The sequence below is a fragment of the Pseudomonas sp. HS6 genome (genome assembly GCF_023375815.1).
In the GTDB taxonomy this organism is placed as follows: Bacteria; Pseudomonadota; Gammaproteobacteria; order Pseudomonadales; family Pseudomonadaceae; genus Aquipseudomonas.
Map to the genome: position 1 here is coordinate 39,107 of NZ_CP067412.1, position 20,786 is coordinate 59,892.

General features: G+C 59.0%; 15 protein-coding genes. 6 read left to right on the forward strand and 9 right to left on the reverse strand.

What is annotated here, in order from left to right; genetic code table 11:
• Position 1 precedes the first annotated feature (1 nt).
• The 3 genes from JJN09_RS00190 to aqpZ all read left to right on the forward strand — a co-directional run bounded on the left by JJN09_RS00190 (position 2) and on the right by aqpZ (position 3,369).
• Positions 2-565: a peptidylprolyl isomerase gene (locus tag JJN09_RS00190; protein WP_249484950.1), complete on the forward strand. Its 564-nt coding sequence runs from the start codon at positions 2-4 to the stop codon at positions 563-565.
• 88 nt (positions 566-653) lie between these two features.
• On the forward strand, positions 654-2,486 hold the full coding sequence (locus JJN09_RS00195) for an ABC transporter ATP-binding protein (protein ID WP_249484951.1): 1,833 nt from the start codon (positions 654-656) through the stop codon (positions 2,484-2,486).
• Positions 2,487-2,673: 187 nt separating this feature from the next.
• The gene (gene aqpZ / locus JJN09_RS00200) at positions 2,674-3,369 is read left to right on the forward strand and encodes an aquaporin Z (protein ID WP_249484952.1); all 696 of its coding nucleotides are present in this window, start codon (positions 2,674-2,676) and stop codon (positions 3,367-3,369) included.
• Between the two features lie 15 nt (positions 3,370-3,384).
• Here aqpZ and JJN09_RS00205 read toward each other — a convergent pair whose 3' ends face one another.
• Positions 3,385-4,509, reverse strand: coding sequence for a GNAT family N-acetyltransferase (locus JJN09_RS00205; protein ID WP_249484953.1), 1,125 nt, complete (start codon positions 4,507-4,509; stop codon positions 3,385-3,387).
• A gap of 280 nt (positions 4,510-4,789) precedes the next feature.
• Here JJN09_RS00205 and JJN09_RS00210 point away from each other — a divergent pair, with 280 nt between their 5' ends.
• Positions 4,790-6,121, forward strand: a complete 1,332-nt coding sequence (locus tag JJN09_RS00210) for a putative porin (RefSeq protein WP_249484954.1) — start codon at positions 4,790-4,792, stop codon at positions 6,119-6,121.
• A 134-nt stretch (positions 6,122-6,255) separates the two neighbouring features.
• On the opposite strand, the gene JJN09_RS00215 is transcribed toward JJN09_RS00210, so the two are convergent.
• The 7 genes from JJN09_RS00215 to aceK all read right to left on the reverse strand — a co-directional run bounded on the left by JJN09_RS00215 (position 6,256) and on the right by aceK (position 16,272).
• On the reverse strand, positions 6,256-6,492 hold the full coding sequence (locus tag JJN09_RS00215) for an anti-sigma factor (RefSeq protein ID WP_249484955.1): 237 nt from the start codon (positions 6,490-6,492) through the stop codon (positions 6,256-6,258).
• On the reverse strand, positions 6,486-7,097 hold the full coding sequence (locus tag JJN09_RS00220) for an RNA polymerase sigma factor (protein ID WP_249484956.1): 612 nt from the start codon (positions 7,095-7,097) through the stop codon (positions 6,486-6,488). The genes JJN09_RS00215 and JJN09_RS00220 overlap by 7 nt, the downstream gene beginning before the upstream one ends.
• 148 nt (positions 7,098-7,245) lie before the next feature.
• Entirely contained in the window at positions 7,246-8,367 is a 1,122-nt protein-coding gene (locus tag JJN09_RS00225) for a beta-ketoacyl-ACP synthase III (protein ID WP_249484957.1), read from the reverse strand.
• Positions 8,368-8,697: 330 nt separating this feature from the next.
• Positions 8,698-12,609 (reverse strand): ATP-dependent RNA helicase HrpA, encoded by a 3,912-nt coding sequence (gene hrpA / locus JJN09_RS00230; protein WP_249484958.1) that lies wholly within the window; start codon positions 12,607-12,609, stop codon positions 8,698-8,700.
• An 81-nt stretch (positions 12,610-12,690) separates the two neighbouring features.
• Positions 12,691-13,269 carry a DUF4276 family protein gene (locus JJN09_RS00235; protein ID WP_249484959.1) on the reverse strand — a complete coding sequence of 193 codons (579 nt, stop codon included), beginning with the start codon at positions 13,267-13,269 and terminating at the stop codon, positions 12,691-12,693.
• The gene (locus JJN09_RS00240) at positions 13,266-14,453 is read right to left on the reverse strand and encodes an AAA family ATPase (RefSeq protein WP_249484960.1); all 1,188 of its coding nucleotides are present in this window, start codon (positions 14,451-14,453) and stop codon (positions 13,266-13,268) included. Before JJN09_RS00240 ends, JJN09_RS00235 begins: the two co-directional genes overlap by 4 nt.
• 97 nt (positions 14,454-14,550) lie before the next feature.
• On the reverse strand, positions 14,551-16,272 hold the full coding sequence (aceK, locus tag JJN09_RS00245; RefSeq protein WP_249484961.1) for a bifunctional isocitrate dehydrogenase kinase/phosphatase: 1,722 nt from the start codon (positions 16,270-16,272) through the stop codon (positions 14,551-14,553).
• Positions 16,273-16,689: 417 nt separating this feature from the next.
• Between aceK and JJN09_RS00250 the strand changes: the two genes are divergently transcribed.
• Both JJN09_RS00250 and JJN09_RS00255 read left to right on the forward strand, forming a co-directional pair.
• Positions 16,690-18,315, forward strand: coding sequence for a methyl-accepting chemotaxis protein (locus JJN09_RS00250; RefSeq protein WP_249484962.1), 1,626 nt, complete (start codon positions 16,690-16,692; stop codon positions 18,313-18,315).
• A gap of 84 nt (positions 18,316-18,399) precedes the next feature.
• Positions 18,400-19,308 carry a DMT family transporter gene (locus JJN09_RS00255; protein ID WP_249484963.1) on the forward strand — a complete coding sequence of 303 codons (909 nt, stop codon included), beginning with the start codon at positions 18,400-18,402 and terminating at the stop codon, positions 19,306-19,308.
• A 57-nt stretch (positions 19,309-19,365) separates the two neighbouring features.
• On the opposite strand, the gene JJN09_RS00260 is transcribed toward JJN09_RS00255, so the two are convergent.
• Positions 19,366-20,229, reverse strand: a complete 864-nt coding sequence (locus JJN09_RS00260; protein WP_249484964.1) for a DMT family transporter — start codon at positions 20,227-20,229, stop codon at positions 19,366-19,368.
• Between the last annotated feature and the right edge of the window lie 557 nt (positions 20,230-20,786).

Here is a 20,786-nt window from a genome sequence, read left to right on the forward strand (position 1 = left end):
CATGCTGAAAAAACTCGCCCTCGCCGCCGGCACCGTGCTGTTCGCCGCCAACCTGATGGCTGCCACGCCTGCAAAAGCACCGCACGTGCTGCTGGACACCACCAACGGCCAGATCGAAATCGAACTGGACCCGGTCAAGGCGCCGATCAGTACCAAGAACTTTCTTGAGTACGTCGACAGCGGTTTCTACACCAACACCATATTCCACCGTGTGATCCCTGGCTTCATGGCTCAGGGCGGCGGTTTCACCCAGCAGATGGCACAAAAAGACACCAAGGCACCGATCAAGAACGAAGCCAGCAACGGTCTGCACAACGTTCGCGGCACCCTGTCGATGGCCCGCACTTCCGATCCAAACTCGGCCACCAGCCAGTTCTTCATCAACGTCGCCGACAACGCATTCCTTGATCCGGGCCGCGACGCCGGTTACGCCGTGTTCGCCAAAGTGGTCAAGGGCATGGACGTGGTCGACATCATCGTCAACTCCCAGACCACCACCAAACAGGGCATGCAAAACGTGCCTGTCGACCCTGTGATCATCAAGTCGGCCAAGCGCATCGACTAAGCTTTACAGGGCGTATCGAGCGGCGTTGACCTGATGTCACGCCGCTCACACTGATAAAAGGAGAGCCCGTACTCCGGGCGGTTATCTGATGCTCTATCGCCGTTTCGAACAACTGATCGACATATTCCGTGACGCCCCGACGGCGGCTCCGCCGAACCGTGTTCTGCCCTTCTATACCTATTACCTGAAGCAGGTCTGGCCAAGTTTCGCCGCCCTGCTGGTGGTCGGCCTGTTCGCCGCACTGATCGAAGTGGCGCTGTTCAGTTACCTGAGCCGCATCATCGACCTGGCCCAAGGCACACCCAATCCGAATTTCTTCCACGACCATGCCCTCGAACTGACCTGGATGGTGGTGGTTGCGCTGGTGCTGCGCCCGATCTTCTTCGGCCTGCACGACTTGCTGGTGCACCAGACCCTGAGCCCGGGCATGACCAGCATGATTCGCTGGCAGAACCACAGCTATGTGCTCAAGCAGAGTCTGAACTTCTTCCAGAACGACTTCGCCGGGCGCATCGCCCAACGCATCATGCAGACCGGCAACTCGCTGCGAGACTCCGCCGTGCAGGCGGTGGATGCGCTGTGGCACGTGCTGATCTACGCGGTCAGTTCGCTGGTGCTGTTCGCCGAAGCCGACTGGCGTCTGATGATCCCGCTGTTGACGTGGATCGCCGCCTACATCGGCGCACTCTATTACTTTGTGCCACGGGTCAAGGATCGCTCGGTAGAAGCCTCCGACGCGCGCTCGAAACTGATGGGCCGGATCGTCGATGGCTACACCAACATCGCCACCCTGAAGCTGTTCGCCCACACCAATTTCGAACAGCATTACGCCCGCGAAGCCATGCAGGAACAGACCGAAAAAGCCCAGATGGCCGGTCGTGTGGTCACCAGCATGGACGTGGCAATCACCACCATGAATGGCCTGCTGATCGTCGGCACCACCGCGCTGGCGCTGTGGCTGTGGTCGCAGTCGCTGATCACCGTCGGCGCCATCGCCCTGGCCACTGGCCTGGTGATTCGCATCGTCAACATGTCCGGCTGGATCATGTGGGTGGTCACCGGAATTTTCGAAAACATCGGCATGGTCCAGGACGGTCTGCAGACCATCTCGCAACCGGTCAGCGTCACCGATCACGAACAGGCCAAACCGCTGGCTGTGGCCCGTGGCGAAGTACGTTTCGAGCACGTGGATTTTCACTACGGCAAGAAGAAAGGCATCATCGGCGACCTCAACCTGACCATCAAACCGGGGGAAAAAATCGGTCTGATCGGCCCGTCCGGCGCTGGCAAATCGACCCTGGTCAACCTGCTGCTGCGCCTGTACGACGTCGAGGGCGGACGGATCCTGATCGACGGCCAGAACATCGCCGAAGTCGGTCAGGAAAGCCTGCGCGCGCGGATCGGCATGATTACTCAGGACACCTCGCTGCTACACCGTTCGATCCGCGACAATTTGCTGTACGGCAAACCCGACGCCACTGACGCCGAGCTTTGGGAAGCGGTGCACAAGGCCCGCGCCGATGAGTTCATCCCGCTGCTGTCGGATGCCGAAGGTCGCACAGGATTCGACGCGCATGTCGGTGAACGCGGGGTGAAACTGTCCGGCGGCCAGCGCCAGCGGATCGCGATTGCCCGGGTGCTGCTCAAGGACGCGCCGATCCTGATCATGGACGAAGCGACCTCGGCGCTGGACTCGGAAGTCGAAGCAGCGATCCAGGAAAGCCTGGAAACCCTGATGCAGGGCAAGACCGTGATCGCCATTGCCCACCGCCTCTCGACCATTGCCCGCATGGATCGGCTGGTGGTGCTGGAGAACGGCAAGATCGCCGAAAGCGGCAACCATGCCGAACTGCTGGCCCATGGCGGATTGTATGCGCGGTTGTGGGCGCACCAGACCGGAGGGTTTGTCGGTATCGACTGACCTTTCGCGAAACACAAAAACCGCCAGAACCCGCCAAGCACGGGCTCTGGCGGTTTTTTATCGCCTGCTGGAAATCCGCTTAAACCCTGCTGTACTCAGCCAAGGTTCTGGAGATGAACCTGTCGTAATTCTGCAAGGAAGCACCACTCGATACAGTCTCGATAGCACGTCTATCAAGGACTCTCTCATGTCTCTGTTCAAACGTTCAGTCACTGAGTTGTTGGGTACGTTCTGGTTGGTGTTGGGCGGGTGTGGCAGTGCGGTGATCGCCGCGTCTTCACCTTTGGGAATCGGCGTGCTGGGGGTCGCCCTGGCGTTTGGTCTGACGGTGCTGACCATGGCGTTCGCCATCGGCCACATCAGCGGATGTCACCTCAACCCGGCCGTGTCGGTCGGTCTGGTCGTCGGCGGCCGGTTCCCGGCCAAAGAGCTGCCTGCCTACATCATCGCCCAGGTGATCGGCGGGATTCTGGCAGCGGCACTGCTCTACCACATCGCCAGCGGCAAGGAGGGTTTCGACATCGCCGCTGGCCTTGCCTCCAACGGCTATGGCGAGCACTCGCCGGGCAAATACTCGATGGCCGCCGGGTTCGTCACCGAACTGGTGATGACCGCCATGTTCGTGGTGATCATCCTCGGCGCCACCGACAAACGCGCCCCGGCAGGACTGGCACCGATTGCCATCGGCCTGGGCCTGACGCTGATCCACCTGATCTCGATTCCGGTGACCAACACCTCGGTCAACCCGGCCCGCAGCACGGGCCCGGCACTGATGGTTGGCGGCTGGGCGCTCGCGCAGTTGTGGATGTTCTGGGTCGCGCCGCTGCTGGGCGCGGTGGTCGGCGGCGTGGTCTATCGCTGGCTGGGCAAGGAAGACAGTTGAGGGACGCGGCGAGGATCAGGCTTGCCGATACGGCAAGGCGCTCCTCGCCTCTTCGGCGTAAGCCAGTACACCGGCGCGCTCCTGCTGGAGAAAATCCTTCACGGCGGCTTTCAGGCCGGGATGGCGCAGGTAATGCCAGGAATGGGTGATCACCGGTTCGAAGCCACGAATCAGTTTGTGCTCGCCCTGGGCGCCGGCGTCGAAACGCTGGTAACCCTGGGCAATCGCGTAGTCCATGCCTTGATAGAAACAGGTTTCGAAATGCAGCCGATCGAACTCAGCCAGGCATCCCCAATAACGACCGTAAAAGCTGTCGCCGCCCACCAGACTGAAAGCCATGGCCACCGGCCTTGAGCCTTGCTTGGCCAGCACGACACGAATCGATTCCGGCATGCGCTCGGCCAGCAGGCTGAAAAACTCCCGCGTCAGATACGGCGCCTGACGGCGCACCGCATAGGTGTTGGCGTAACACGCGTAAACAAAATCCCACTGCGCCTCGTCCAGTTCTCGTCCTTCCAGCCATTCGAATTCGAAGCCCTGCCCCGCCACTTGCTCGCGCTCCTTGCGCATCTGCTTGCGCTTACGCGAACTGAGCACGTCGAGAAAGTCCTGGAAGTCGCGATAGCCGCGATTCTGCCAGTGGTACTGACAGCCGATGCGTTGCAGCCAGCCCGGTTGCTCGGACATGGCGGCGTCGGTGAACGCGTCGGTGAAGTTGACGTGGGCGCTGGAGAGTTCTTCGATCTCCAGGTAACCCGGCAGGCTCTTGAGCAGTTCGAATCCGTCCTCGACGTTCGCCGCCAGCAACCGTGGACCACTGACCGGACTGAAGGGCACCGCACTCAAAAACTTGGGGTAGTAATCGATGCCGGCGCGGGCGCAGGCATCGGCCCAACCGTGATCGAACACGTATTCGCCGTAGGAATGCCACTTGCGATAACCGGGCAGCGCCGCGATCAGACGACCGTCTTCAACGTGCAGCAAATGCTCCGGCTGCCAGCCGGTGTGCGGGCCGACACTCCCGCTGTCTTCCAGCGCGCCGAGGAAGGCATGGCGCAGAAACGGCTGGCTGTCCGGCACCAGTGCATCCCAGAGCGCCGGTTCGATTTCCGACAGTTTTTGCAGGCACTGCAACGGCATTTTCCTCTCCACATCCGGGCCTGAAAGCCTCGCGAGTATCGCCGATCACCGTGATCTTGCCCACGTCCAATTGCGCGACAGCGCTCTAAATCAATAGTTCACAGAAGTTTTGTATCGTCATCAACCTGCCATCACCGTGCCACTGCTCTGTCATAAACCATCGCGATACTGGCGCCTGTTTTTAGAGCGCCGGGTTCTACCCGGACACAGTTTTCCGACGTTCAAATCGTCGGTTGTGCCCAGGATGGTTCAGCCATCCTTCTCATCTTCGGAGATTGCTATGCGTCTTGCTTCCACGAAAACTGCGGCAGCCCTGTGTGGCGGCCTGTTGCTGGCCATGAGTGTTCCGGCCAGTGCCGCAGTCGACGCCAAACTGCTCGAAATGCTCAAGGCCAACGGTTCCATTACCCAGGCGCAGTACGTAGAACTGCAAACTGAACTGGCCCAGGATCAGAAGACTCAGCAAATCGCGCAGCAGGCGCAGCAAGAGACCAACGAGCAGATCGCGGCGACCGCGAAGAAAACCAACGAGCTGAGCAGCTTCGACCAGAAACTGGCCTGGGCTGCCAAGACCCAGTTCAAGGGCGACGTGCGTTTCCGTCAGGAAACCGTCAAGAATGATGGCGTACCGAACGCCAAGGACCAGGACCGTCAGCGCATTCGTGCCCGTCTGGGTGCCTACACTGAAATCAACCCGCAGGTGGACACCGGCATCCGTATCGCCACCGGCAGCAGCGACGACGCCCGCTCCACCAACCAGGACCTGAACAATTACTTCGACAAGAAGCAGATCTGGCTCGACCAGGGTTACGTCGACTACCACCCTGACGCCATCAAGAACCTGCACCTGATCGCCGGTAAGATGAACCAGCCCTGGGTGAGCATGGGCGACATCATCTGGGATAGCGACATCAACCCGGAAGGCCTGGCCGTTACCTACAAGTACCCGCTGAACGGCAGCGCCGAACTGTTCGGTAGCGCCGGTCACTACACCCTCAAGGACAACGTCGATGGCGAAGGCGTGCAGTTCAAGCACGACCTGCGTCTGTACGCCGGCCAGTTGGGCGGTCGCTTCGCGCTGACCGACAGCCTGAAACTGACCCTCGGCGGCAGTATCTACTCCTACGACAACGACAAGGACAGTGCCTGCCCGACCACCGGCACCGTCACCGCCCCTTGCGCCCTGGCCGTCAACGGCAACAGCCCGAACGAAACCTTCAAACTGTACGAAGGCTTTGGTCAACTGGACATCGCCAACCTGCCGGTTCCGCTGTCGATCTACGGCCAGTACGTCAACAACAACGACGCCAGCAACGACCAGGACACTGGCTGGCTGGCCGGCGTGAAGACCAAGGTTTATGGCTTCGGTATCGACTACAACTACCGCGACGTACAGCGTAACGCTGTGGTGGGTGCCTTCACCGACTCTGACTTCGCCAACGGTTATACCGGTTCGCGCGGCAGCAAGCTGAAAGTGAGCTACGAGCTGGACAAGAACTTCACCCTGGGCGCCACTTACTTCATGGCTAACTCGGACTACACCAACGCCAGCCTCAAGAAGACCGACTCCGACATCAACACCCTGCAACTGGATGCCGAAGCCAAGTTCTAAACCAGCAATGCCAGGCTTCAAGCCGCGAGTGAATGCCTCACTTGTCGCTTGAAGCTGCTTTTTTCCTACAGCCCGGCGCAGCAGCAGCGATCCCCATCATCCGTTCGCTGCGGCTACACCGGGCTGTTTTTGCTTCAGGATTTATCTTTTCGCCGTTGCTCTGCCAAGCGTTCGGCCAACGCGTCCAGATCCCCTTCCGGTTTCTCCGGCATCTTGCGCAACGTCGCCTGCATCAACCGCATCTGACGAATGAAACGCCGGCAGTTGGGGCAGAACATCAGGTGATGACGCACCATCAGCTTCTCGCGAAAGCTCAACTGGCCATCGAGATAATCGCTGGATCGTGCCACTTGCTCCTTGCAGGTCAACATTCGCCGGTCTCCTCAAAATGTTCCACGGTCGCGAAGACCTTCAAGCGTGCCCGATGCAGCAGCACACGGACATTGGAGAGCGAGATCTCCAGAAGATTACAGATCTCTTCCAGCTCCAGCCCCTGACGCTCGCGCAGCAACAGCACACTGCTTTGCAGTTCTGACAGGCTCAGCAAGGTGTGTTCCAGGCATTCGCGCAGCTCATTTTCGGTGAGCAGCGCCTCGGGCGTGTCCTGATGCCAGGCGAACGGCGCGACCAACCAATGGCCGTCGCCAGGGGAAAAGCGGTCGTCGTCGATGGTGCCGTGGGGCGACGGCAAATCATCCATCAGCACTTCCCGGCGATTCTGCTTGTAGCGACCCTTGGCCGAGTTGGCGGTGATGGTCAGCAGCCATGTCTTGAGACTGGAGCGGCCCTCGAAGCTGCCGATATGACGCACCACCGACAACCAGGCGTCCTGCACCACTTCCTCGACATGGCGCTGACCGACAATCGCATAGGCCACCGCGCGCATGGGGCTCTGGTAGGTCGTGACCAGTTCCTTGAAAGCCTTTTGCTCACCAGCCAGCAAACGTGCCAGCAGTTGGGTGTCGTCAGCCGCCATCCCTCAATCCCCTTGTCCTGACTCGAAAATGATAACGGCAGGATGGCGCTCAACGCACCATCCTGCCGTCATCTTCGAAAATTACAGCGTTGCAGCTGATCCGGCTGTAGGAAAGATCAACGCGATTAAGAGGAAATTAACCTTAATCTCAACGCTTGCGCAGAATCACGCTACCAATCGAATAACCGGCACCGAACGAACTCAGCACTGCCAGCGAACCGGCCGCCAGATCGTCCTGATACTTGTGGAAAGCAATCACGGAACCGGCGGAGCTGGTGTTGGCGTAGGTGTCGAGAATCACCGGCGCTTCTTCTTCGGTGGCTTCGCGGCCCAGCAGCTTGCGCACGATCAGGTGGTTCATGCTCAGGTTGGCCTGGTGCAGCCAGAAGCGTTTCACGTCGCCGACGTTAAGTTTGTTCTCTTCCAGGTGTTCGCCGATCAGCTCGGCCACCATCGGGCAGACATCCTTGAACACTTTGCGGCCTTCCTGCACGAACAGTTTGTCGCGGGCACCAATGCCCTCTTCCGCCGCGCGGTTGAGGAAACCGAAGTTGTTACGGATGTTGTTGGAGAACTTGGTCAGCAGTTTGGTGCTGACCACGTCGAACTGGTGCTTCGACGTCGCCGTATCGGCACGCTCGATGATCACCGCAGTGGCCGCGTCACCGAAGATGAAGTGACTGTCGCGGTCGCGGAAGTTCAGGTGACCGGTGCAGACTTCCGGGTTGACCATCAGGATCGCCCGGGCCTGGCCCAGTTGCACGCTGTTGGCGGCTTGCTGGATGCCGAAGGTGGCCGAGGAGCAGGCAACGTTCATGTCGAAACCGAAACCTTGGATGCCCAGCGCTTCCTGAACTTCGATGGCGATAGCCGGGTAGGCGCGTTGCAGGTTGGAGCAGGCAACGATCACACCGTCGATGTCGGCGGCGGTCTTGCCGGCACGCTGCAAGGCTTGTTCGGCAGCGCCGATGGCCATCTGGCAGAGCACCGACCATTCGTCGTTGGAACGCTCCGGCAGACGTGGCGCCATGCGCGCAGGGTCGAGAATGCCGTCCTTGTCCATGACAAAGCGGCTCTTGATGCCCGAGGCTTTTTCGATAAACGCGGCGCTGGATTCGGTCAGGGCCTGGACTTCGCCGCTGGCGATGGCGTCAGCGTTGTCGGCGTTGAACTGCGCGACGTAGGTATTGAAAGACTGCACCAGCTCTTCGTTGGAGATGCTGTTGGCCGGGGTGTACAGGCCGGTGCCGCTGATGACGACGTTATGCATGGTCGTTTCTCTAATCTGTTCAGGCAGAAAGTGCTGGCACCGACGTGCCAACACGCAAAGGGTCGATTCCCATAGAGGGGACGCAAAAACCTGGCATCGCTTTATTCCGCTGCGCGGCCCGGCAAAGGCTCTGGGACGCGAAAACGGCATTTATGGTCGCGAAGTTTGCCATAAACCCAAGGTTTTGGCCCCACTCCCGGGAGAAACGGAAAACTCCTTGTGGGAGCGAGCTTGCTCGCGAAGGCGGTACATCAGTCAACATCTTGATTGCCTGAGCCGCCGCATTCGCGAGCAAGCTCGCTCCCACAGAGTATCTGCACAGCCTCGGAATCAGGGTTCGACCTGGGTCCACTGTTTGTTCAAGCGCTTGTCGGAAATCGGCACTTTCGTCCCCAACTGCTGGGCGAACAACGAAACCCGGTACTCTTCCAGCCACCAGCGATACAGCTCAAGTTGCGGATCGCGTTTGCCTTCCTGAGCATGTTTGGCCGCGCGCGTCTGGTATTGCGTCCAGAGCCCGGCCAGTTCACCGCTCCATACACGATCCTTCTGCACCTGCGCGCCAAGCTTCTCGAAACGTTGCTCGACGGCTTTCAGATAACGGGGCAGCTCCTTGAGCCAGAGCATCGGCGTTTCCCGCACGAAACCCGGATACACCAGATGGCTCAGCTGCTGCTTGATGTCGTTAAGCGCCACCGCCTGAGCCAGGTCGATCTTGCCCTTGAAGCGTTTTTGCAGACCGTGCCAGAGCTTGAGGATTTCCAGGGTCAGACGCGCCACCCGTTCGGCGTGCTCGGTCCAGCTGCCACGCTTGCGCTCGGCCAGTGCCGCCAACCCTGCGCCATCACGAGGCAACGGGTCTTCGCCATCAAGAATGCAACTGTCGAGACTGGCCAGCAGAATGTCTTCCACCAGCGCATCGACCCGGCCCAGTTCGCGGTACAACAAGCCCAGTTCGGTCAGGCCCGGCAACTTGCCGCGCAGGAATTTGGCCGGTTCTGCCAGTTGCTGCATCAACAGTCTTTGCAAGGCGCGGCGGTGCTGGAACTCGGCTTCGGCCGGGGTCGAGAAACGCCCTTCCTTGACCGTGCCGCCCTCTTCCACCAGCGCCGGATAGACCGTCATCGACAGCCCGGCAATCTTCTGCTGCGTCTTTTCCGCCACCGGGGCGAAGACCTTGGCCTCCACCGGTTGCTGACTTTTCGCGCTCTGCGGCACGGCCAGTGCGGCCTGGCTGGCTTCGGCGAAGCGTGCTGTCAGCTCTGCCAGATCCCGGCCTTCGCCGAGGAACTTGCCTTGGCCATCGACGATTTCCAGGTTCATCCGCAGATGGTTTTCAACCTGCTGCTCAGCTTCCGCCCAGGCTTCGTCGCTGACCCGCGCACCGGTCATGCGCAGCAGTTCACGGCCCAGCGCTTGCGGCAACGAACCTTCGGCAAACGTCATGCGTTGCAGCGCAGCCTTGATGAAGTCCGGCACCGGCACGAAGTTCTTGCGCAAGGCCTTGGGCAGGTTGCGCACCAGCGCAATGCACTTGGCCTCGATCAGGCCCGGCACCAGCCACTCAAGGCGCTCCGGCGGCAACATCGGCAACAGCGGTGCCGGCACACGCAGGGTCACGCCGTCGCGCGGATGATTGGGTTCGAAGTGATAACTCAGTGCCAGTTCCAGATCGCCGATGTGCAGCGTGTCCGGGTAATGCTGGGCGGTGACTTCACTGGCCTCACGGGCCAGCACGTCTTCTTCGCGCATGATCAGCAGTTGCGGGTCTTTCTGGCTGTTGACCCGATACCAGCTGTCGAACGTTGCGGTCTGGTGGATCTCTGCCGGCAGCCGCGCATCGTAGAACGCAAACAGGGTTTCCTCGTCGGCCAGAATGTCGCGGCGACGGGCCTTGGCTTCCAGTTCGTCGAGTTGTTCCAGCAATTGCTTGTTGGCGGTCAGGCACTTGGCCCGGGACTGAATCTCGCCACGCACCAGGCCTTCGCGGATGAACAGTTCCCGCGAGACCACCGGATCCACCGGGCCGTAATGCACCGGCCGGCGACCGACCACGATCAGGCCGAACAGAGTGATCTGTTCGAACGCGACGACCTGGCCACGCTTCTTTTCCCAGTGCGGTTCGAAGTGGTTTTTCTTGATCAGATGCCCGGCCAGCGGTTCGATCCAGTCGGCGTCGATCTTCGCCACCATCCGCGCGTAAAGCTTGGTGGTTTCCACCAGCTCGGCGGTCATCACCCATTGCGGGCGCTTCTTGCCGATGCCTGAGGACGGATGAATCCAGAACCGCCGCTGACGCGCACCGAGGTAATCTCCGTCCTCGGTTTTCTGACCGATCTGACTGAGCAGACCAACCAGCACCGCTTTATGCAGTTTCGGATAATCCGCCGGCTCTTTATTGAGGCTTAGCTGCAAATCGCGGCAGATCAGGCTCAACTGGCGATGGGAATCGCGCCACTCGCGCAAGCGCAGGTAATTGAGGAAATTCTTGCGGCACCAGTTGCGCAGCGGGCTGGCGGTCAGCGCCTGGCGCTGCTCTTCAAAACCGCGCCACAGATTGACCAGCCCGGCGAAGTCCGAATCGATGTCCTTCCACTGGGCGTGGGCCTGATCGGCCGCTTGTTGACGCTCCGGCGGACGCTCGCGCGGGTCCTGAATAGACATGGCACTGGCGACGATCAGCACTTCCTGCAGACTGCCGAGTTTTGCCGCTTCGAGCAGCATGCGGCCCATGCGCGGGTCCACCGGCAGGCGCGCCAACTGGCGACCGAGCGGGGTCAGCTGACTGTTGCGATCCACCGCCGACAACTCTTGCAGAAGGTTGAAACCGTCGCTGATCGCCTTGCCGTCCGGCGGCTCGATGAACGGGAAATCGGTGATCTCGCCGAGACGCAGATGCAACATCTGCAAAATAACGGCCGCAAGGTTGGTCCGCAAGATTTCCGGATCGGTGAATTCCGGGCGACCGATGAAATCCTCTTCGCTGTACAGACGTATGCAAATGCCCGGCTCGACCCGGCCGCAACGACCTTTACGCTGGTTGGCGCTGGCCTGGGAAATCGCTTCGATCGGCAGCCGCTGGACCTTGGCGCGGTAGCTGTAGCGGCTGATGCGCGCGGTGCCGCTGTCGATCACGTAACGGATGCCCGGCACGGTCAGCGACGTTTCGGCGACGTTGGTCGCCAGCACCACACGACGGCCCGGGTGGGACTGGAAAATCCGCTGCTGCTCGGCCGGCGAGAGGCGTGCGTACAGCGGCAGGATTTCGGTGTGTTTGAGCTGGGCCTTGCGCAGCATGTCGGCGGCGTCGCGAATCTCGCGCTCGCCCGGCAGGAACACCAGCACGTCGCCGGGGCTGCGACGCTCGCTACGCTCATAGGCGGCGATTTCGTCGAGGGTGGCGAGGATCGCCTGATCCACCGTCAGGTCGTCTTCGACGCGGTTGCCCTCTTCGTCCTGCTCCAGGGTCAGCGGGCGATACCAAGTGTCGACCGGGAAGGTGCGGCCGGACACTTCGACAATCGGCGCATCATCGAAATGCTTGGAGAAGCGCTCCAGATCGATGGTCGCCGACGTGATGATGACTTTCAGGTCCGGACGACGTGGCAACAGGGTTTTCAGGTAACCGAGCAGGAAGTCGATGTTGAGGCTGCGTTCGTGGGCTTCGTCGACGATGATCGTGTCGTAGCGTTCGAGGTAGCGGTCATTCTGGGTTTCCGCCAGCAGGATGCCGTCGGTCATCAGTTTGATCAGGGTGTTGGAATCGCTCTGATCCTCGAATCGCACCTGATAGCCGACCAGTGCGCCCAGCGGCGTACCGAGTTCTTCGGCGACCCGGCTGGCCACGCTGCGCGCCGCGATCCGACGCGGTTGGGTGTGGCCGATCAGGCCATGCTGGCCGCGACCGATTTCCAGACAGATTTTCGGCAACTGGGTGGTTTTGCCCGAGCCGGTTTCGCCGGCGATGATCAGCACCTGGTGCTTTTCCAGGGCCTTCTTGATTTCGTCACGCTTGGCCGCAATCGGCAGGCTGTCGTCGTAACGGATCACCGGCAGGCTGGCCTTGCGCGCCAGCACCTGATCGCAGGACGCCTGCATGCGCGCCACCCACTGGGCCAGCTTGGCCTCGTCAGGTTTCTTGCGCAGCTCAAGCAACTGCCGCCGCAGCCGGTGGCGGTCGGCGAGCATGGCGTGATCGAGGTTTTTCAGCAGTTTGTCGATGGAGGGCGATTCGTCGGTCATCGGGTATACAGAATTCTTATAAAAGGTTGCAGTGTAGAAAAGTTATCACACAAAGTTCGAAAGCACCGTATAGCGTATCCATCACAAGGAAAGAAGCTCTCTCTCTAGAAGCTTTATCCCTTGGACCAAATTACGAAAACTATCAGAACGGACATTATCAACATCCAAATACCGCCCAATCTCACGCGAGCCACTAATCTTTTCATACCTGTGCTTACTTATAATTTTCAGCTCATGACTAGGCGACACTAAATAGTCGGGATGACGAAACTTTGCAGCACCCTGTTTCTCGCTTATTCCTTTTACGGCGAGAGCTTTTTCTACAGCCTTAAGATCTGCCAGATAAAAAGTTTCGAGTTCGCGGCAAGCGATACGTACCAAGCTGACCGCCCCCCTCCCAGACTCTTGACACTTGGCGAGCAATCTTGATTTTAGAGCCATGCAGTTTGGATCACTATCCTGATCTCGCATTACAACAAAACGAGCCTCAGAATTTACATATCCCTTCATGCGCATAACCATGCGCTTCTCCAAGTCTTGCTTGCCCTCAAAAGCAATTAATCTAAACTCAATTCGCTCATCAAGCATCCTCGGCAGAAGGCTTTCCAACATGACTTTCGCAGAGCGCTCCTCGAGCAAAAACACTAACTCTTTTCTCATTGTGGATCAGCTCCATCAAAGAAGCCTTGCTTCCACAGGTATCCTAGTTGATCGCCATCAGCCATATAGGCACAAATTTGCGGATCGTCTTTAGCTCGACGAACTTTAGTCCCACCCTCTTCCTTTACCAACCAACAAACTTCATCCAACTCCGCCGCATTCAAAAAATCAGGCGAGTGAGTGGAAACAAGAACCTGACCACCTCGCAATGCATAACCCCGAAACTCTTCAGCCAATTCTTGCATTAGCGTTGGATAGAGCTGATTTTCTGGCTCCTCAACACAAAGCAGCGGATGAGGTGCTGGATCATGCAAAAGCACCATATAGGCAAACATTTTAATTGTGCCATCTGAAACATACCGATCCAAAAATGGAGTTTTGAAGGCGCCATCCTGAAACCTTAATGTCAAATAACCATCGGCAGTCAGGAGTGGTTCAATGGTTTTCACTCCTGGCACTCTTCGAGACATGGTATCCAGAATTTTCCTAAACTGCTCTGGATGCTGCTCATGCATATAGCGAGCAACTAACGGCAAATTATCACCAGACTCAGACAAATGTTCTGAGTCGCCCGAAGGTTCCTTCCTCCCCCTCGCCGAACTAATGTGAAAATCAGACACATGCCACTGTTCAATTAACTGCCTAAAGGCATTAGCAGCCTTAAATTTTTCAAATTGCCCTAACCCTTTGATTGCCAGCGTATCGGAAGCAACGGACTGATATTCACGATCCAACTCTTCATCGGAACGCTGAAAGTCTTCTTCATTAGTAATGGCAAAACCTTGACCATTCTCAAAATCGAGAAAACGGTAGGGACTACCGTAACGTCCACGCTTATACCTGAGAATCTCGCGCTTAACATAAGGAATGTTGTTGCGATCTCCAATTTCAAGTGAGTATGTAACTAAACGATTAACGCCCGCGATAGGCATCCTGTATTGAATTTCTATAAGGATCGTGTCCCCATCACTATCTCTACTAAGGACCTCCCTAAAGCGACCACGGCTATCTAGAGCCTGTCTAACATTTCCTTTTAAACAATCATGCAGGAACCCAAACACATCGAAGAGAGAGGTCTTCCCTGCACCATTAGCCCCCACCACAATTAAAAAAGGAGGGATATCCTTCAAGTGTACATCGCGAAAAACTTTAAAGTTTTTTAGCCGAATTGATTCGATTTTCATAGGTGCCTCGACCATCCGAGCTGTCGTTTGATTAGCTTGGCATTGTCACAGACCACATAAACAATTGCCATTCATCCTCTACAACCGCGTCGGCCGCTCACTCGTTATCAAGGCCCTTGCGCCGATACGGGAAAACATCAATCACTTTCCCCGCCCGAATCGCCTCCTGCAGTCCCTTCCAGTAATCGGCGTTGTACAACTCGCCATGCAACTGATCGAACAGCTTGCGCTGCGCCGAATCGGCAAACAGGAAAGGCGGAAACTCCTCGGGAAACACGTCCAGCGGCCCGATCGAATACCAAGGCTCGGAGGCCATTTCATCCTCCGGCGTGCGCGGTGCCGGGATATGGCGAAAGTTGGCTTCGGTAAGGAAGCAGATCTCGTCGTAGTCGTAGAACACCACCCGGCCATGGCGGGTGACGCCGAAGTTCTTCAACAGCATGTCGCCGGGGAAGATGTTGGCCGCCGCCAGTTGCTTGATTGCCAGACCGTAATCCTCCAGTGCTTCGCGCACCTGGGCTTCGTTGGCGTTGTCCAGATACAGGTTCAGCGGAGTCATCCGGCGCTCGGTCCAGCAGTGGCGGATGAGCACGGTTTCGCCTTCCAGCGACACCGTGGACGGCGCGACTTCCAGCAATTCCGCCAGGCAGGCCGGATCGAATTTGCTCAGCGGAAAACGGAAGTCGGCGAACTCCTGGGTATCGGCCATACGCCCGACGCGGTCGACGCTTTTCACCAGTCGGTACTTCTCGATCACCGTCGCCCGGTCGACGTTTTTCGACGGTGAGAAGCGGTCCTTGATGATCTTGAACACGGTATTGAAGCCCGGCAGCGTGAACACGCTCATGACCATACCGCGCACGCCCGGCGCCATGATGAACTGGTCATCGGTGTTGGCCAGGTGGTTAATCAGCGCGCGGTAGAACTCGGATTTGCCGTGCTTGTAGAAACCGATCGAGGTGTACAGCTCGGCGATGTGCTTGCCCGGCAGGATGCGTTTGAGGAAGCCGATGAACTCCGCCGGCACCGGCACGTCCACCATGAAGTACGAACGGGTGAACGAGAAGATGATCGACACATCGGCTTCGTCGGTGATCAGCGCGTCGATCTGAATCCCCCGCCCCTCGCGGTGCAGCAACGGAATCACCAGCGGCCACTGCTCGTCACGGGTGTAGATGCGACCGACCAGGTACGCGCCCTTGTTGCGGTACAGAACCGAGGAAAACAGCTCGACGCTCAGCTCCGGGTCCTTACACACCCAGTCCGGCAGGTTCTCGCGCAATTGCGCTTCAAGGCGCTGCAAGTCGCGGGGCAAGTCGGCATATGCCTCGCTGAATCGGTAATCGGCAAAGATGCTCGCGAGCATGCCTGACAGCTGCCCTTGAGGTTTGTAGGTGCGGGTCTGTGCCGCCCGCGCGCGACGCAGGCTTGGCCGGGTGGTGTGGATGAACATGCTGCCGTCGCTGATCAGATCGTGGCTGAACAGGCCGCAGAAAATCGAGTTGTACCAGGTCTCGGAGAGCTCATCGTCGAAGCGCAAGTCGATGATGCTGATGTAGGCGCTTTTCACCAGCGGCCAGCAGCTGACCTCCATCAGCGTGTCCGCCTCGAAATACTCGCGAAGGCGAGCGACGGTTTCGCCGACCTTGTCTTCGTAGAGGTTGATCCGCGCCGCCGAGGCGGTTTGCGTCTCCTGCCAGCGCGCCTGCTCGAAGCGCTCCCGGGCGCCGTCGGTGATCCGCCGAAAATGCTCGCGGTAATCGTCAAAGCCATCGAGGATCATGCGGGCGATGTCGGTGGCTGGCCATTGCTGCGGCATAGATGAGACCTCTGCGGGAATTGAAGAATCTGCGCTCGAAGGCCTGAGCTTAGCCACGGAACCGGGCGCAGGAGAAGTGCAATTTCTGCCAAATCCTCGACCGGCTTGTACAGCGACACAGTTTTTATCAAAGTTTTTTTAATCGACCGTTCGGTCAATAAACATCTCGAACGGTTCTTTCCCCTGCTAGGCGCCAGCCCACGTTTTCTCTGGGTTTCGGATCCAATTCATCAAGGACATCTCTAGTCCGAGGCTTTGCTCGACGTGTCCACTCCTGTCCATTCCGGGCAGCGTCGAGTAAAAACTGGCCTTACCAAGATACTGGCACTTTGATATACAGCCCGCCATCACCCGCCTCACAACAAGATCCTCGGACCACGAGGACGACCTCTCCCCCAACGCCCAAGGAGCACATTGATGTCTATCCGGAATCTGCGCATAGGTTTGCGCGCCAGTTTGAGTTTTGCCGTTCTGGCCATCTTGCTGGTGGTGGTTGGTCTGTTCGGTCTGGGCCAGATGAAAACCCTGCGCGAGAGCGCTGCGGTGATCGAAGAGTCGTGGATGCCCAGCATCGAAAGCATCCACGACGCGGCGGCAAACATCGCCAGCATCCGCCTTGAATCCCTGCGCCTGATCACCAGCACCCAGGCTGCCGTTCGCGAACGAAGCAAAGGCATTCTCACGGCGCAGCGACAGGAATTGCTCAAGCGCCTCGACGACCACAAAGCGCTGATCGCCAACGACCAGGAGCGGGCGATGCTGGAAGGTTTGGGCGCCGACACGGCCAAGTACGTGAGCATCCTCGACCAGATTTTCAAACAGATCGATGCCGGGCAAAACGATCAGGCATACGCGCGCCTGACCAATGAACTGGCGCCTCAGGGCACGGTGCTCGACAAGACGCTGGAGCAAATGATCAGCCTCAATCAGCAAGGCGCGGATGCCGCCGCCAGGTCTGCGGCGGCGATGTACCAGCAGGCGCTGTGGATCGTCGCCACGATTATCGTCATCGCCCTGATCGCCACGTTGCTGCTGGCGTGGCTGCTGACCCGCAGCATCACCGCGCCGATCAATCAGGCGCTGAACGTGGCACGAAGGATTGCCTCCGGTGATCTCAGTGGTCGCATCGACAGCGAGGGCCGGGATGAAGCCGCGCAGTTGCTCACGGCGCTGGCCGAGATGCAGGGCAATCTGCGCTCGACCATTCGCGGCATCAGCGAGTCTGCCCAGCAACTGGCCTCCGCCGCCGAGGAAATGAGCTCGGTGATGGAACAGAGCACCCGCGGCCTGCAACAGCAGAACGACCAGATCGAACAGGCTGCCACCGCGGTTACCGAGATGAGCACGGCGGTGGATGAAGTGGCTGCCAACGCGGTGTCCAGTGCTGAAGCGTCCGAAGCCTCGAACGAGGACAGCAAGCACGGGCACGTGCAGGTCAGCGAAACCATCAGTTCGATTCAGGAACTGGTCAGCGCGGTGCTCGGTGCGTCCGAACAGGCCGAGGGCCTTGCGAGCCAGGCCCAGGACATCAGCAAGGTGCTGGAGGTGATTCGCGGCATCGCCGGGCAGACCAACCTGCTTGCGCTCAACGCCGCCATTGAAGCGGCGCGGGCCGGTGAGGCCGGGCGTGGGTTTGCGGTGGTCGCCGATGAAGTCCGCTCGCTGGCTCAGCGCACGCAGAACTCCACCGAAGAAATCGAGCTGATGATCAGCAGCATCCAGCAAGGCACCGGCGCCACCGTCGGCGCCTTGCAAAGCAGCGCCGAGCAGGCCAGCCAGACCTTGCGCCGCGCCAACAGCGCCGGCCATGCACTGGAGAAAATCACCGCGTCGATTTCGCAGATCAACCAGCGCAACCTGGTGATCGCCAGCGCCGCCGAGCAACAGGCGCTGGTGGCCCGGGAAGTCGATGAAAATCTGGTGACCATCCGCGACCTGTCGACCCAGACGGCCGCCGGCGCCACGCAGACCTCTGCCGCCAGTCAGGAACTTTCGCGCCTGGCCGTCGACCTGAACGGACTGGTGACGCGCTTCGTACTCTGAAGAAGAAATAAAATGCCCGTTTAGCGGTTGCCATCGTCAGGGCGCTCGGCAACACTCTCGTCCCCATCAAGGAAGGAGTTGCCCGTGAGCCCTGTCGATATTTTCCGCATGTTGTCGCTGGCTGCGATCTGGGGTGCGAGCTTCCTGTTCATGCGCATCATCGCCCCCACGATTGGCACCGTTCCTACCGGATTTTTCCGGGTCTCGATCGCGACGGTCGGTTTGCTGGTGATCCTCGGTCTGATGCGCATCAGCTGGGATTTCAAAGGCAAACTCAAGACCGTGATGATGCTCGGCGTCATCAACTCCGGCGTTCCGGCCACCCTGTATTCCGTTGCAGCGCAGGTGCTGCCAGCCGGGTACTCCGCAATCTTCAATGCCACCACGCCGCTGATGGGCGTGTTGATCGGCGGGTTGTTCTTCAGTGAAAGACTCACCCTGGCCAAGCTTGGCGGCGTATTCCTCGGCCTGCTCGGTGTGGGCGTGCTGACCCGCGCAGGCCCGGTCGCGTTCGACCTGCCATTGTTGATGGGCGCTGTTGCCTGCCTGCTCGCAACGACCTGCTACGGCTTCGCCGGTTTCCTCGCCCGGCGCTGGCTGGATCAGGCCGGCGGACTCGACAGCCGTCTTTCGGCGTTGGGCAGCATGCTTGGCGCTACCCTGTTCCTGCTGCCACTGTTCGGCTACAGCGTCATCACCCAACCGCCGGTAAGCTGGGGCGGCTGGAATGTCTGGCTGTCGCTGCTGGGCCTGGGTCTGGGCTGCACCGCGTTCGCGTACATCATTTACTTCCGTCTGCTGAGCTCCATCGGGCCTGTGAAATCGATGACCGTGACGTTCATGATCCCGCCGTTTGGCGTGCTGTGGGGCGCACTGTTTCTGGATGAACCGCTGTCGATGGCCCACGTGTATGGCGGGGTGTTGATCGCGATTGCGCTGTGGCTGGTGTTGAAGCCGGCAGCGGTGAAACCGGTAGAAGTCGCGACTCGCTGATTCGCAGATGCACAAAGGCCCGGAAGTTTCCTCCCGGGCCTTTTTTATGCGCGTTTCTTACGCCGATTTACGGAAAACGAATACCAGACCGACGATGATCAACAGCATCCCCAACACGCTCAACGCCGCCAGGCGGTTGCCGAAGATCAGGTAGTCCATCACCGCCGTCACGGCCGGCACCAGGTAGAAAAGGCTGGTGACATTCACCAGATTGCCCCGGGCGATCAGTCGGTACAGCAGCAAGGTTGCCAGCACGGAAACCACCAGCCCCATCCACAACACTGGCACGATGAAACCGGCACTGTGCTCGAAATGGAAAGGCTGGAACGGTACGAAGATCCCGCACAGCAACAGCCCCGCCAGATACTGCACCGGCAGCGTGCCGAGGGGATTGTCGGTGATGCGTTTCTGCATGATCGAGCCGAGCGTCATGCTCGCCAGCGCCAACAGACCGAACAGCATTCCCGCCAAAGACATCCCGGCCAGACCAATACCCTGGTAGACCACCATGATCAACCCGGCCAATCCCAGCGCCAGGCCGAAAATGCGGCTCGCCGAGCGCTGGCGCTCCATGATCACCACCGTGAGGATCGGTTGCACGCCCATGATGGTGGCCATCACGCCGGGGGTGACCTTCAGGTCCAGCGCCAGCAGATAGAAGATCTGATAAGCCCCCAACAGCACCACCCCGGTGGCCATCGCATACAGCATCGGCTTGCCGCCCTTGGGCAGTTTCAGCTTGAGCAACGGCACCAGCAGCACCAGCCCGCACAGAGCGATCACAAAACGGATCAGCAGAAAGGCAAAGGGCGAAGCGTGGGCCAGCCCCCACTTGGAGAAAATCGCCCCGCTGCTCCACAGCAGAACGAACAGGCTCGTGGACGCCGCCGCGAGCGCGGACTTTTTCGAAAGGACAAACATGAATACCACCTGTAGTCAGGCAAATAGCCAACTCAGCCGAGGCTGAAATTCAGTAGGTTTTTTTCAGGCGGGCACAGGGGTCAGCAGAAAACGCTGATCAGCCCGAAACGCCAACGCCCGGCGGTGATACGACTGCGCACACCGGCGTGCTACTGACAGGTGGGGGGTAATGGCTGATCTGCACAGGCTGCTGATTCCCGCACGGCACGACGCCAGCGTTGACCGCTGAATCGACTACCGCGTTGATGAGAGATGCAGGCATTGGGCTGATCTTTTTTGAAGGGTTGAAAGGTGAGCCGTCGAACTCACGAGCGCCGACTATAACCAGCCCTCGACATGGATTGCAACGACTTGGGCAAAGGGCCTCTAGCGACGGATGGACTAGAGCTGAATAGGCTGATTAGCAACGGCTACATCCACTACGAGGGCGGGCTCATGCGCAAATCCGTGAAAAAATCCCCCACTAAGAAAAGATCAATCAAAACGGATGAAAAGCTTACCTCGTCCGAACTATCAACCAATCAGCAGCGCTTTCTTCAGCTACTGATGACAGGCAT